The sequence below is a fragment of the Acinetobacter dispersus genome (assembly GCF_009884975.1).
Lineage (GTDB): Bacteria > Pseudomonadota > Gammaproteobacteria > Pseudomonadales > Moraxellaceae > Acinetobacter > Acinetobacter dispersus.
Genome location: NZ_CP041970.1, coordinates 2,935,138 through 2,949,449 on the forward strand (window position 1 = coordinate 2,935,138; position 14,312 = coordinate 2,949,449).

The 14,312-nt window shown below is 41.9% G+C and carries 12 protein-coding genes; 5 read left to right on the forward strand and 7 right to left on the reverse strand.

Going from position 1 to position 14,312, the window contains the following annotated elements:
- Positions 1-15 precede the first annotated feature (15 nt).
- A complete protein-coding gene (locus FPL17_RS13525; protein ID WP_159885522.1) occupies positions 16-1,419 on the reverse strand; it encodes an APC family permease in 1,404 nt (467 codons plus the stop codon).
- A 47-nt stretch (positions 1,420-1,466) separates the two neighbouring features.
- Positions 1,467-2,756, reverse strand: coding sequence for a flavin-containing monooxygenase (locus FPL17_RS13530; RefSeq protein WP_159885523.1), 1,290 nt, complete (start codon positions 2,754-2,756; stop codon positions 1,467-1,469).
- A 406-nt stretch (positions 2,757-3,162) separates the two neighbouring features.
- Between FPL17_RS13530 and FPL17_RS13535 the strand changes: the two genes are divergently transcribed.
- The 5 genes from FPL17_RS13535 (at position 3,163) to FPL17_RS13555 (ending at position 8,062) form a co-directional block, all read left to right on the forward strand.
- Entirely contained in the window at positions 3,163-3,576 is a 414-nt protein-coding gene (locus FPL17_RS13535; RefSeq protein WP_159885524.1) for a RidA family protein, read from the forward strand.
- A 14-nt stretch (positions 3,577-3,590) separates the two neighbouring features.
- The gene (locus tag FPL17_RS13540) at positions 3,591-4,262 is read left to right on the forward strand and encodes a DUF1028 domain-containing protein (RefSeq protein ID WP_159885525.1); all 672 of its coding nucleotides are present in this window, start codon (positions 3,591-3,593) and stop codon (positions 4,260-4,262) included.
- 35 nt (positions 4,263-4,297) lie between these two features.
- Positions 4,298-5,284 carry a LysR family transcriptional regulator gene (locus FPL17_RS13545; protein WP_159885526.1) on the forward strand — a complete coding sequence of 329 codons (987 nt, stop codon included), beginning with the start codon at positions 4,298-4,300 and terminating at the stop codon, positions 5,282-5,284.
- On the forward strand, positions 5,277-6,419 hold the full coding sequence (argE, locus tag FPL17_RS13550) for an acetylornithine deacetylase (RefSeq protein WP_159885527.1): 1,143 nt from the start codon (positions 5,277-5,279) through the stop codon (positions 6,417-6,419). Before FPL17_RS13545 ends, argE begins: the two co-directional genes overlap by 8 nt.
- Before the next feature lie 161 nt (positions 6,420-6,580).
- Positions 6,581-8,062 (forward strand): aldehyde dehydrogenase, encoded by a 1,482-nt coding sequence (locus FPL17_RS13555; protein ID WP_159885528.1) that lies wholly within the window; start codon positions 6,581-6,583, stop codon positions 8,060-8,062.
- A gap of 126 nt (positions 8,063-8,188) precedes the next feature.
- Here FPL17_RS13555 and FPL17_RS13560 read toward each other — a convergent pair whose 3' ends face one another.
- The 5 genes from FPL17_RS13560 to FPL17_RS13580 all read right to left on the reverse strand — a co-directional run bounded on the left by FPL17_RS13560 (position 8,189) and on the right by FPL17_RS13580 (position 14,292).
- On the reverse strand, positions 8,189-9,553 hold the full coding sequence (locus tag FPL17_RS13560; protein WP_159885529.1) for an MFS transporter: 1,365 nt from the start codon (positions 9,551-9,553) through the stop codon (positions 8,189-8,191).
- Between the two features lie 117 nt (positions 9,554-9,670).
- On the reverse strand, positions 9,671-10,696 hold the full coding sequence (locus tag FPL17_RS13565) for an enoyl-CoA hydratase/isomerase family protein (RefSeq protein WP_159885530.1): 1,026 nt from the start codon (positions 10,694-10,696) through the stop codon (positions 9,671-9,673).
- A gap of 13 nt (positions 10,697-10,709) precedes the next feature.
- On the reverse strand, positions 10,710-11,483 hold the full coding sequence (locus tag FPL17_RS13570) for an enoyl-CoA hydratase (protein WP_159885531.1): 774 nt from the start codon (positions 11,481-11,483) through the stop codon (positions 10,710-10,712).
- Positions 11,484-11,504: 21 nt separating this feature from the next.
- Positions 11,505-12,632 (reverse strand): acyl-CoA dehydrogenase family protein, encoded by a 1,128-nt coding sequence (locus tag FPL17_RS13575; RefSeq protein WP_159885532.1) that lies wholly within the window; start codon positions 12,630-12,632, stop codon positions 11,505-11,507.
- A gap of 10 nt (positions 12,633-12,642) precedes the next feature.
- Positions 12,643-14,292, reverse strand: a complete 1,650-nt coding sequence (locus FPL17_RS13580; RefSeq protein ID WP_159885534.1) for an AMP-binding protein — start codon at positions 14,290-14,292, stop codon at positions 12,643-12,645.
- Positions 14,293-14,312 lie beyond the last annotated feature (20 nt).

Here is a 14,312-nt window from a genome sequence, read left to right on the forward strand (position 1 = left end):
GTTAAAATTCTAGTTTCATTTCATTAAGCTTTCGATTGATTCAGGTTGAAAGAGTTGTTTCTTCATCACTAATTTGATCCAGAGAATGCTTATGATTGTGGTTAAGCCAATAACGATGCCAACCCAAGTAAATATTTTGATTCGCAAATCTGATGTAGGAACAGCATAGAAAATTGTAAGAACCATCCCGATAATTCCAATAATTTGAAGGAATGGATAAAAAGGTGCTTTATAAGGCCTGTTCATCTGTGGGTATCGTTTTCGCAAAACAATCACGTTCGTATGTGCAATCACATATGCGATTAACCAAGAGATACAAGCTGCTGTGAGAAGAACTTTAATGACTTCTGTTTCACTGTGTGAGAACAGCATGGGTATCATGATGATGAAGGCAATAAATAAGACCCCCACCCAAGGCACATTGTTTTTCTTATTAATGCGAGCAAAAATAGATAAAACCTGTTTATTTACAGCCATACCCTGCAACATACGGGGCAAGGCAGCCAAAGTCGTGTTCAATGTACTTAGAGTGGCAAAAACAGCACCTACCGCAATAAATAATAAGCCTGTCTGCCCAAACACAGCCGTTGCATATTCAATATGGGGAGTCAAAGAATTAACCAATTGCTCTTTTGGTAAGAAATAAAGTGCGCCTAGCCCATATAAAGAAATCGTTATAAAAATGGTGGTTAAGCCTATATACATCGATTTGGGGATATTCTTACTCGCATCCTTTGACTCTTCGATCATCGGAACAACAAACTCTGCGCCCACAAATCCCCAAAAAGCCAAAGCAACAAGTGCCACAGTATTGTTATCAAAAGTAAATTTATAATCGACCACTTGCGTATGCGGGTAAAACCAACCGCTAATAGCACACAGACCTAGCAAAAGCAGCAAAAGAACCATGATGAAAGCCAAGGTGTTCTGTACTTTTGAAAAAATATCAATTTTGAGTAGATTGAGGCCTGCTGACATAAACAAAATAAGAAAACCAATCCCAAAATATGGAACATCAACCTTAAATATTTTTTGTATAACGCCATCTATTAGAATTAACTCAGCAGAAACAGCAAACATCGCGACCACGATATAACCGCAGAAGACTGAAAGCATTGCTGGTAAATGTCCTGTTGCAACCAGACTATAATCACTTATACTGCCATTTTTGGGAATTAATAGTGCTAGCTCGGCAAAAGATGCAGCATAAGTAAGTGCTAAAACAAACCCAATGATGAGCGGGATAAAGAAGCTTATTCCACTCAATCCAAATCCTTGCAAAATAACAACCATCACACCTTGTGATAGCACCAAGCCAACAGCAATAGCGATTAAATTAAATAAACTTAATTGTTTTTTACTCACCACTTTTACTTGATGAATTGAGCTGCTTCCTTGCCTATTATTTCTTACCGTCATGTGCTCCTCCTAGTGTGGAGATTAAACGCTTAAATTTAAAACTTATCTCATGCAGTTTTTTCTTCTTTATTGATTACATTTCTTTGATTTTTATCTTTATATTCCAAATAATTACGTTGAATATCAATGTGTCCTGCCACCCGTTTTGCGTCATGCCAGACTCCCCAAATAAAGCTTGAGCCACGGCCATATAAATAAGGCAGACCAATAAAATAAATCCCAGGTTCGGTTGATATACCAAGTTTGTGCTGAGGCTTACCATTCAAATCAAAAGCATTTACTTCTAGCCAGCTATAATCAAAACCAAAGCCTGATGCCCAAATGATTGAGGTAATACCCTCTTGAGCTAAATCAAGTTCTAGAATTGGTTGTTGAATACAGTCCGCATCATCTAAGACAGTTCGGGCTGCAGGCTCCTCAGGTAAGTCAATGCCAGTACGCTGCACATAAGCATCCGCAGTATCTAAAAATTCGAAATAAGCCTTATCACTGTCTTGTAATGTCGTTTGTAAATCATTTTGAAAACTGACCTTTTCACCTTCAAATTGTTTCGTCATACCCAACAGTGTGATGCCGTCTAACGCTAAGCGTCTAAAATCAATGGAGTGCCCACCATGTGCTCCACTAACAGCCAAACCTTTCAAAGGCCCAGTATCGGTCTTACTACTATCCCAACCTCCCAATACACCTAACCACCAAACATTGTCACGTTGACGATAAACTCGTGGAGGACGCTCATGTGCCCCTACAGATAAATACACCTTTTTACCTGCACGATTTAACTCATCCGCGATCTGTACACCAGAAGAACCAGAACCAATAACTAAAACAGCGCCATCAGGCATTTGCTTGGGATTTTTATATTGATCTGAATGGATTTGATATAAACCATCATTTTTAGGGGCAATGGGGGGAATAATTGCTTTTTGGAAAGGTCCTGTTGCCACAACAACACGTTGTGCCGTCAATGTACCTATAGACGTTTCAACAATAAAACCAGCACCTTGCTTATTTAATTGAACTTTTTTGACTTCAACATTGCTATGAATTGGAGCATTAAATCGTTTTGCATATTTTTCAAAATATTCAGCAACTTGGTCATGATGTACAAAAGTATCTGGATCAGCATCAAATTCCATATTAGGAAATCGATCATGCCAACACGGTCCATTCGCGACCAATGAATCCCAACGACGTGTACGCCATGCTTCTGCAATACGATTTTTTTCTAGTACCACATGCGGAATTTTAAGTTCGGTAAGGTGCTCACTCATCGCAACCCCAGCTTGGCCTGCACCGACAACTACCGTATCTATTTCTAATTTATCTAAGCTCATCATTTTTCCTTGTCGAATGGAGTCAGTTGCTCATAGCAACTTTTTTCAAACGTCTGGTACACGTTTACTATCAACTGTCGATCTCACATTGCTTAACTTGTATATGTGTTCTTCATATTTCTGTTTATGAAAAATGAAAGATCCATGCTTCAAGACAACACGCAACGCTTTTAGGAAAAATATAGGTAGCACTGAAACAAAGAGAAAATAGGATATTCAGAACAAGTGACTCAAAAAAGCTGAATCAAGGCTATAAACAAATGAAATAAATAGATTTATTCAAAATAAAATTTTAATTTTGTCATTAATACGGAAAAAGTAAATTAATAGAAAGGAAAACAAAAATTGTGACTACACACGAACTGCGCATACTAGATAAACATAATTATTTACCTAGGATTATGCAGTGAAACATACTCGTATTCGTACATTTAACACAAAAAAAACCTATCCAGAACAGAACTTAGATAATGATCTTTGCCAAGCTGTCGTTGCGCGTGGTCGAACTGTTTTTCTGCGCGGACAAATCGGACAGAACCTCGATACATCGGAAAGTGTTGCTCTTGCAGATGTCACAGGTCAAACCGAACAAGCAATGTATAACATTGACATGCTACTCAAGGAAGCAGGTGGAGAATTGGCCGATATTTGTAAAATTACCATCTACATCATAGATCCACGCTACCGTGAAGATGTATATCGCGTAGTTGGTAAATGGCTCAAAGGTGTTTATCCCGTCTCAACGGGGCTCGTTGTTTCAGCTTTGGCACGTCCCGAATGGCTTGTAGAAGTTGATGCAACAGCTGTTATTCCAGACTAAAAAACGAGAGCAACATGACATTTTCAATCATTGCTAGATGTAGTGAAACAGGACAGTTCGGTGCAGCGATCAGTTCATCCTCTCCTGCTGTCGCATCAAGATGTATACGAGCCAAGGCAGGTGTTGGTGTCGCAGCCAGTCAAAATATAACAGATCCCCAACTGGCCAACATTTTGCTTGAAATGGCCAAATATAATCTTTCACCCAAAAATGCGATCACTGAGTTAACTAAAAATACTGATTTTATTGAATATCGCCAATTAAGTTTACTTGATACAGTCAATAAGCCCTTTGCATTTAGCGGAAAAAATACATTAGGCATATATGCTCAACACATTGGGACACATGTGGTTTGTGCAGGAAATTTACTTGATAATGATCTTGTTACAAGTGCCATGCTAGAACATTTCGAGCAAAGTAAAGGCGCTTTAGCTGAGCGCCTGCTGTATGCACTGCAAGCTGGAGAACAAGCAGGTGGTGAAGCTGGAGATGTACATTCTGCTGGTCTCTTGGTTGTTGACAAATTGGAGTGGCCAATTATCGATTTGCGAGTGGACTGGTCAGATCAACCCATTTCTGAACTTATAGCACTATGGCAAATATATGAACCTCAAGTTGATGATTATGTTTTAAGAGCTTTAGACCCAACAAGTGCTCCTAGCTATGGTGTTCCAGGAAATGAATAAACTTTTTTGGGATATACAATGGAGATGTATCCAAAGTGTTAAATCGAATTTCTTTAAGACAAATGGAATACTTTGTTGCAACTGCTGAATGTGGCAGCATCATTATTGCTTCGGAGAAGATACATGTATCTTCTCCATCTATTTCTGCTGCAATCGCACATATTGAATCAGAATTACAAACCCAACTATTTATTCGTCAACACGCTAAAGGCTTAATTCCAACTGCTGTAGGTAAGAATGTCATGTTGGAATGTAAACACATTCTGAACCAAGCTTCGGGCCTATACTCTCTCGCCGCAGAATTTTCAGGCTCAATCCGCGGGCCATTAAAACTCGGTTGTTTTCCCGCTTTTGCTCCGATGGTCTACGCAGATATCATCCATGGATTTTCCAATTTATATAAACAGGTTTCTTTAGATCTTTATGAAGATGATCAACAAGCTCTTCTGAGTTCTCTGATACGCAATGATCTCGATGTTGCTTTAACTTACGATCTTAATATTGATGAACATCTGATTCATTTTGAGTCTTTAACTAAACTGCCACCACATGCGCTCGTGAGCGAGGAACACCCTTTAGCCGCATCGCCAGCAGTAACTTTAGAAGAACTATCACAATATCCAATGATTCTTCTAGATATGCCCTATAGCAATGAATATTTCTTATCTCTATTTCGCACCCAAAATCTAAACCCAAACGTTGTACGATCTTCAAAAAATATTGATGTGGTACGCTCAATGGTTGCCAATAATATTGGCTACACAATTTTAAATGTCCGTCCTAAGAACAATTACAGCCTAGATGGTAAACGCCTAATCCGCATCCGTATTGCCGATGAACATCGGCCTATGCATATAGGTATTGCTACACCTAAAAACGTACCAACAAATATTGTTGTGCAAGCTTTTATTAGCCGTTGTAAAAGCTTTATCTCAGATCACTTTATCCCCGGTATGAGCTCTGCTCATTTCTATGATCCACATATTAAAACTCAAACCCACAAGGATTCTTCAGATGTCTAATCTGTCGAGTATTGACTTACTCAAGCAACTTGTTGCATTTGATACAACTTCCTATAAAAGCAATTTAGCGTTAATTCAGTTTGTAAAAGATTTACTTGAACCTGAAGGGATTCGTATTACTTTAAATTTCAATACAGAGCAGACCAAAGCCAACTTATTGGCAAGCATAGGTCCTCAAGATCAAGCTGGGATATTGCTATCTGGGCATACAGATGTCGTGCCCGTTGCAGGTCAAGCTTGGAGTACTGAACCGTTTCAAGCATCTATTAAAGATAATAAAATTTATGGTCGCGGCACAGCGGATATGAAAGGTTTTATCGCATGTGCAATGCATGCCATGCTTAAAGCAGCACAGACCCAACAATTGATTAAACCGCTACATTTATGCCTTTCATATGATGAAGAGATTGGCTGTATTGGAGTACGAGGAATTCTCAAGCAACTTTCTGAATTAATTGTTCAACCCGAGCTGTGCATTATTGGCGAACCCACCAGTATGAATATTGCAACAGGACATAAAGGTAAAGCTGTATTCAAAGCAATTTGTCATGGGCAAGAGGGACACTCTGCTTTAGCACCTTTATATGTAAATGCGATTCACTGTGCGCAAAGCGTTATTGAGGCAATCACATTTACTCAAAAAGAGATTGCTGAAGGTCCACGTTTAGATACGGCCTACGACGTCCCTTTTACCACTGTACATGTCGGAAAAATTCAGGGAGGAAAAGCATTAAATATCGTCCCCAATGAATGCATTTTAGATTATGAAATTCGTAATATCGCTGAACAAAATATAAATTCGGTTCAAGAGAAAATTTTTAACTATATTGAGCAAAGCCCTCATGCAAAATTTGTAAGTTTTCAGGAAATAAATCAATACCCGGGCTTGAATACGTCAACAACAATACAAGCGGTTAAGTTCTTACAAACTCTCGTTGATCCAGCTGCAGAGCTACAGAAAATTTCATTTGGAACTGAGGGAGGACTGTTTCATCAACAATTGAATTCTGCTGTTTTAGTGTGTGGCCCAGGCTCTATTCAAGTTGCACATAAACCAGATGAATATATCGAGATCTCACAAATGCAGGAATGTGATGATTTTTTTGAACGCTTACTCAACGCGATTCGTCGTTAACGTTTAAATCAGATTATGTTGATTAAATAATGAGAGATGTGCCCAAACAAATATCTAATTTGTTTTTTCTTAACCTAAGGCTTATATAAAGCGAATTCACAAAATTAGCTAAAAATAATACGTTTAAGCATTCTATATAGCTAGAATTGCAGGGAAATTCAATGAAATTAAAACAGGATTGGTTAAATCAACTTACTCAAACAAAACTTCCATCTTCCTATTTTATGGATGGAAAATATGTGAAGAGTCAGCATAGCTATAGCGTATCAAATCCTGCTACAGCTGAACATTTAGTTGATATGTCTGCATGTGATGCTGATGAAGTCGATCAGGTCGTTCAATATGCTAGAAATGCTTTTACAAGCGGTGTCTGGTCTTGTTTATCACCTCGCGAACGTAAACAAAAATTAAAAAAACTTGCTGACCTTATTCGTGAAAATGCAGAAGAACTCGCTTTGCTGGAAACATTAAATGTCGGCAAACCGATTCAAGACTCACTCAATGTTGATATTCCTGGCGCTGCATCCTGCTTTGAGTGGTATGCCGAGAGTATTGATAAAATTTACGATGAAATTGCACCAACAAGTAAGGATCAGCTGGCAATGGTGAGCCGTGAACCTATCGGCGTTGTTGCTGCAGTTGTACCTTGGAACTTCCCACTTGATTTGGCGAGTTGGAAACTCGCGCCTGCTCTAGCTACAGGAAACTGCGTTGTGTTAAAACCAGCTGAGCAATCGCCATTTACAGCGCTAAAACTAGCAGAACTCGCAAAACAAGCTGGCATTCCCGATGGTGTTTTTCAAGTGGTTACAGGCTTGGGTCATATCACTGGACAGGCACTTGGACGACATCCAGATGTAGATTGTTTAGTATTCACAGGTTCTACGGAAACGGCAAAAAAGTTTTTAGTCTATTCAGCCGAATCTAATATGAAACCTGTATGGCCTGAAACTGGAGGAAAGAGTGCCAACATTATTTTTGCTGATGCCGATTTAGATCGAGCCGTTGAGAAAGCGATTTTCGGTGCTTTTTATAATCAAGGTGAGGTTTGTTCTGCCAATTCCCGCATCTTATTAGAAAAAAGTATTGCTCAACAATTTATAGAAAAATTTGTAGAAAAAGCTAAAAATCTCGTGGTTGGCGATCCTTTAGACCCGAATACCAATATGGGCTGTTTGATTGATCAACAACATGCGCAGAATGTAAGAGCAGCTATTCATCAAGCCAAGGTCCAAGGTGCGCAATGCCATACTATTGAATTACAACTGGACGCGTATTTAGATGTATCGACTTATGTGGCACCTACAGTTTTGATTGGTATAGATCCTAATTTTAATATCTTCCATAATGAAGTTTTTGGTCCAGTTGTCGCCATTACAACATTTGAAACGAAAGAAGAGGCTGTAGAACTGGCTAACCACTCTATTTATGGATTAGCAGCCTCGATTTGGACAAAAGACATTCAGAAAGCAATCCTCCTGTCTAAACAGCTCTTGGTCGGTACAGTATCTATTAATACTGTGGATGCCTTGGACGTCAGCACCCCATTCGGGGGATATAAACAATCAGGTTATGGACGTGATTTATCTTTACATGCAATTGATAAATTCACCCAACTGAAAACAACTTGGATTCAATTATAGTTTTATAAAGTTGTTCATGTTTCTTCTGTCTCAAAGAGCACTAAATAGGTCCAAATGATTTAGTGCTCTTCCCACAATATTAAATATATTCATGAACAACATTTATGCTCCACGTGGAACATAAAGTTAAGACTGTTCTGTAATCTTGGTATCCAAATTGAGACTTGGTTTTTTCATCTCAGTTTCTACTACCACACCATATTTTCGATCACGTGGCATAAAGGTGGTCGAGATAATCGCAATCACTGCCATACTGCCAATATACATCATAATCAGATGAGGGCTACCACCACCGACACTAAGTAACTTTGTCGCAATCAGTGGCGCAAGACCACCACCCAATACACCAGCCAACTGCACCGAAATCGAGATACCGCTATAGCGAATTTCTGCGGGGAACTGACGGGCAAAAAGCTGTGCCTGTGGTGCATACATAATCGGAAAAACCACCCCGATCGCCAACACGATTGCAGTCCAGACCCAAACAGGATCTTTGGTATTGAGCATGCTAAAGAATGGGTAGCTATATAGTGCTAGCACACATAGGCCAAACATAAACATATTACGCTGACCGACTTTATCGGACAAATGTCCACATAATGGGGTCATAAACATAATCACAATAGCCCCACAAATGGTGGCAAATAAGATCTCTTGTCTGGCAATCCCTAATTGCGTGGTGGTGTAGGCCAAAGTAAAGGTAGAAGCAATATAAAACCATGCATTCTCGGCCGCTCGCGCTACGATAATAGTGATCAGTTGCTTTGGATGATTTTTAAAGACCTGTAAAGCAGGGACTTTAACTTCTTCCGCCTGCTGCTTCACTTTTTCAAAATCTGGTGACTCTGGCACTTTAACTCGAATGTACCAACCGACTGCCAGTAAAATAATACTCGCTAGAAACGGAATCCGCCAACCCCAACTAAATAGGGCTTGCTCAGGTAATAACGAAACCAATCCTAGTGCAATTGAGGCAAGCATTAACCCACCGCCAGTACTGGCTTGAGGCAGACTTCCCCAAAATCCTTTTTTACCTTCTGGCGCATGTTCAACCGCCATCAGCACTGCACCGCCCCACTCGCCACCCATGGCCATACCTTGAATAAATCTTAAGATCACCAAGCCAATTGCAGCCCAGTAACCAATCGACTCATAAGTGGGTAACAAACCAATCAGTACCGTGGGAATCCCCATCAACATTAAGGTGAGCAATAACATCGATTTTCGACCAATCTTGTCACCAAAATGCCCAAACACCAGACCACCCAATGGCCGACCGATAAATCCCACCGCATAGGTTGCAAACGCCGCAAGTACACCCGTCAGCGGATCTAAATTGGGGAAAAATAATTTATTGAAAATTAAAGCTGCTGCCGCACCGTAGATAAAAAAGTCATACCACTCAATGGTAGTCCCCACCATACTGGAGATACCTGCCAATCGGTGGGATGACTTTTTAGAAGATGAACCGTTTCCATGTATTGTTTGCATCATCATGTTCCTTGCTTGGATTTTCTTGTTTTATATTTTTTGCTGATCATCAATCCTGACCATCAGCATTTCAAACGTTTTACTACTCCTTCGATGAGTCAATATGCATGATTGGATTTAGCTGAGTTTTTCTAGAATCTGTTCCAGCTCGAGGTTACGTTGTTGCCATTGTGGTTGTTTGTCTTTGTCCACAATCAGGGCACGTACCCCTTCAATAAAATCACCATGTTCAAACCAGATATCTTGCAGGTCACGCTCCAGTTGCATGCATTGTGGCAAGGAAAGACCGCGGCCTAAATGTTGTAGTTTCAAACTGGTTTGTTTGGCAATAAACGAACGTTGCTGCAAGATGCTGAGCATTTTTTCTGCCCAAGGCTGCAATTGCTCATCCTGCTCATTTGCAAGACTTTGCTCAATTTCATCCAAATGCTGAAAACCAAAATGCTTACGGATAGCTTCGGTCAATTGTTTCAGTTCACTTTCAGCGGGACGAGTAATAAAACAAGCGACAATATGCTCAATATTTTGTTTGCTTAAATTCGGCTCATTGATCAATGCCTCTTGCAAAGCATCCAACTTGTCACTGGGTACGTGATAGTCGATTAAATCTAAATAAAGGGCATCACTACTGCTGATCTGCTCGCCCGTAATGGCCAGATAAACGCCGATATCATCCAGTCGAGACAGGAAATGGGTCGCCCCGACATCAGGGAAAAAGCCAATCGCTGTTTCAGGCATCGCAAATCGAGATTTTTCGCTGCTCACCACAATATGACAAGCTTGTGCCAAGCCAAAACCACCGCCCAGCACATAACCATCGAGCACCACTATCACAGGCTTTGCATAGTCACGCAGCAGGTTCAGCATTTTATATTCGGCACTAAAATAACCTTTATAATCAGCCGTATCATTTTTATAGCTATCATATAGATAGCGAATATCACCACCTGCACAGAAGGCTTTGGGGCTATTCGATTTAATCAAAACTGTCTGAATTGCTGCATCATAACGCCATAATTCCAGTTGACTACAGATGCCCTCAATCATCTCCAATGACAAGGCATTTAAATGTTTAACCCGATCTAAGCTAATCAGGCCAAGACTACCTTTTTGCTCAATCATTAACTGATTTTCGATATTCATTGTTGTTGATCTCTTATCGATTTTTAAATTTCGCCTGACGTTTTTCCACAAAAGCCTGCATCCCTTCTTTCTGATCCGATGTGGCAAAAATGGAGTGGAACATCCGTCTTTCAAAACGTAAGCCTTCGGTCAGATTGACTTCAAAGGCGCGATTAATGGTTTCTTTTAACATCATGTTGGCGGTTAAAGAGCGCGCAGCAATGTTTTCTGCGGCTTGCAGGGTTTGTTCAAGCAATTCTTCCTTACGAAACACACGTGCCACCAACCCGCTTTGTTCAGCTTCGACTGCACCCATTTGCCGTGCGGTAAAGCACATTTCCATGGCTTTGGCTTTGCCAATCGCATGGGTTAAACGTTGTGTGCCGCCAATCCCAGGGATTACACCTAAAGTCACTTCAGGCAGACCAAACTTGGCATTGTCTGCACAATAGATAAAGTCACACATCAGGGCCAATTCACAACCACCGCCAAGCGCATAGCCGCTGACCGCAGCAATCAAAGGTTTACGGCGTTGCGCGATACGATCGGCAAGATGGAAAAAATCATCAAAATAAATATCGGGAAAGTTCAGCTCGGCCATTTCCTTAATATCGGCACCTGCGGCAAAGGCCTTTTCAGAACCTGCTAACACCATGCAGCCAATCTCACGATCTTTCTCTAACGCATCCAACGCCTGATTGATTTCACTAATCAATTCACTATTCAGCGCATTCAAGGCTTGTGGACGATTCAGCGTAATCAACCCTACGCCATTACGTTTTTCTAATAAAATGGTTTGCCACTGCATCACGGATTCCTTGTTCTCTGGTTATAAGCTACGGGCGATCACTAAACGTTGAATATCGCTGGTGCCTTCATAAATCTGACAAATTCGAGCATCACGATAGATACGTTCAATCGGGAAGTCTTTCAGATAGCCATAGCCGCCAAACACCTGTAACGCAGCTGAACAGACACGTTCAGTCATTTCTGAAGCAAATAGCTTGGCCATGGAAGCTTCATTGAGACAAGGTTGCCCTGCTTCTTTAAGACGTGCAGCGTAATGCACCAGTTGTCGAGCTGCTTCAATTTCAGTCGCCATACTGGCAAGACGGAACGCCAGTGCTTGATGCTCAAAAATTGGTTTGCCAAAGGTCAGACGCTCTTTGGCATAGCGCGTGGCTTCTTCTAATGCTGCACGCGCCAACCCGACCGCCTGTGCCGCAATACCAATACGACCACCTTCCAGATTGGCAAGCGCGATTTTCAGCCCCTCACCTTCCGCACCCAACATCAGGCTTTTATGAATACGCACATCAGTCAGCGCAATTTGGCAGGTATCAGAGGCATGTAAACCGAGTTTTTCTTCGACGCGAATCACCTCATAACCTGCTGTATCACGTGGTACGAGGAAGGCACTGATGCCCTTTTTACCCGCACTTGGATCAGTCACGGCAAATACGATAATCACGCCTGCATTATCACCCGAAGTAATAAACTGTTTGGCACCATTAAGAATATAGTCATCGCCATCTTTCACGGCACGGGTTTTAATGGCTGCCGCATCTGAACCAGTATGCGGTTCAGTCAGGGCAAAAGCACCGATCATTTCACCTTGTGCCAATGGTTTTAAGAAGCGTTGTTTCTGCTCATCGGTACCAAATTTTAAAATCGGCACGCAACCCACCGAGTTATGCACGCTCATGATGGTTGAAGTGGCACCATCTGCTGCGGCCACTTCCTCAAGCGCCAAGACATAAGCGAGGTTGCCTGTGTCGGAACCGCCCCATTGCTCGGGAATCAACATGCCCATAAAGCCAAGCTGACCCATTTGTGCAAGGGCATCTTTCGGAAAAGTGCCATGTCGATCCCAGTCACTGGCATTGGGCTTGATTTGTTCTTGAGCGAAGCTTTTCGCCATATCTCGAATTAAGTTTTGTTCTTCAGTTAATTGCATCTTGTGTTCCTTACCCTGCCTTTGCTTGCTGTTTCGCAATTTCCTGATGACGTAATAAAAAGCGCTGAATTTTGCCACTTGGAGTTTTGGGCAGTTCGGTAACGAACTCGACCAAACGCGGATATGCATGTGCAGACAGACGTTTTTTCACAAACTGGCTCAATTCCTCAGCCAGTTGCTCCAAAGGCTGAATGCCTGCCGATAAAATGACAAAGGCTTTCACTACCTCGGTACGCTCTGGATCAGGCACCCCGATGACCGCTGCTTCAACCACCGCATCATGTTCGAGTAAGGCACTTTCCACATCAAACGGTCCAATCCGATAGCCCGAGGTGGTGATCACATCATCACTACGACCAACAAAACTCATGCTGCCATCGGCATGCAATTCGGCAGTATCGCCCGTCAAATAGTACTGACCAATAAAAGGTGATTTACGCGTTTCATGGTAGCCACCAAACCACATCATCGGGGATTGGCTGATATCCACCGCTAAAATCCCGGGGGTATCTGCAGGCAATTCTTCACCTTGTTCATTCACCACGGCAACACGATAGCCTGCACTGGCAAAACCCGCTGAACCAGCACGAACCTCATGGCTTAAACCATGGTGATTACACACCACCATGCCCACTTCAGTTTGCCCATAATGATCATAAATCGGTGCATCCAACACCTGTTTAAACCAGCGAATCACTTCTGGATTCAATGGCTCTCCTGCACTACTGACCACACGGAACTGACCTTTTAACTCGGCCATTTGAGCAGGGTCTGCCGCCATCATCATGCGGTAAGCCGTAGGTGCCCCCGCCAGATTGGTAATCTGATAATCCTTCACAATTTGACACAGGCTGTCCGTGCTAAAACCACCATCGTAGAACAAAATGGTGTGCCCTAAAAATAAGGGACCAGTAATACCGAAGTACAGGCCATATGCCCATCCTGGATCGGCAATATTCCAGAATGAATCCTCTTCCCTTAAACCAACCGCATCTTGCATATAACGCGCAAAAGCCAGTAAGGCTTTTAACGGGACTTCTAGTGGTTTAGCGGGGCCCGTGGTCCCCGAGGTAAACATCAATAAAAATGGGTCTTGAAGGCTTCGCATGACCAAGTCACAGTGCTCAGGTTGCTGCTGTACTTCATCCCAGAAATTAAAGTCTTCTGGATTTAACGGTGTCGTTTGCTGATCTGCAACCGTGACAACTGCGGGGCAACGCTCAACTTCATCGAGTTTGCGGCGGTTACCCGTATCCGTTACCACCAACTTACTTTGTGCCAATTGCAGACGATGCTCGATTGCCTTTGGCCCAAATGCAGTAAACAAAGGTTGATATACCGCACCAATTCGCCAAGCAGCGAAAATCGTTACCAACAGCTCTGGTGTTCTCGGCAATAATCCTGAAATACGATCACCTGCTTTTACACCCTGTGATTTTAAGAAGTTGGCAAATTGACTCGACCATTGCTGTAACTGGCGAAAAGTGTATTGTTCTTTTCGACCATCTTTGCCTTGCCAATACAATGCGATCTTGTCGTCATGTGCATGGCGATCACAACATTCATAACAGGCATTCAATGCATCGACTGAACCTGACAGCATCTGTGTTGCTGTACTTTGCAGATCAAAAGCCTGTACCGTCTCTTTATAATTCAACATCTGTGTTCCCTCAGTCTGCT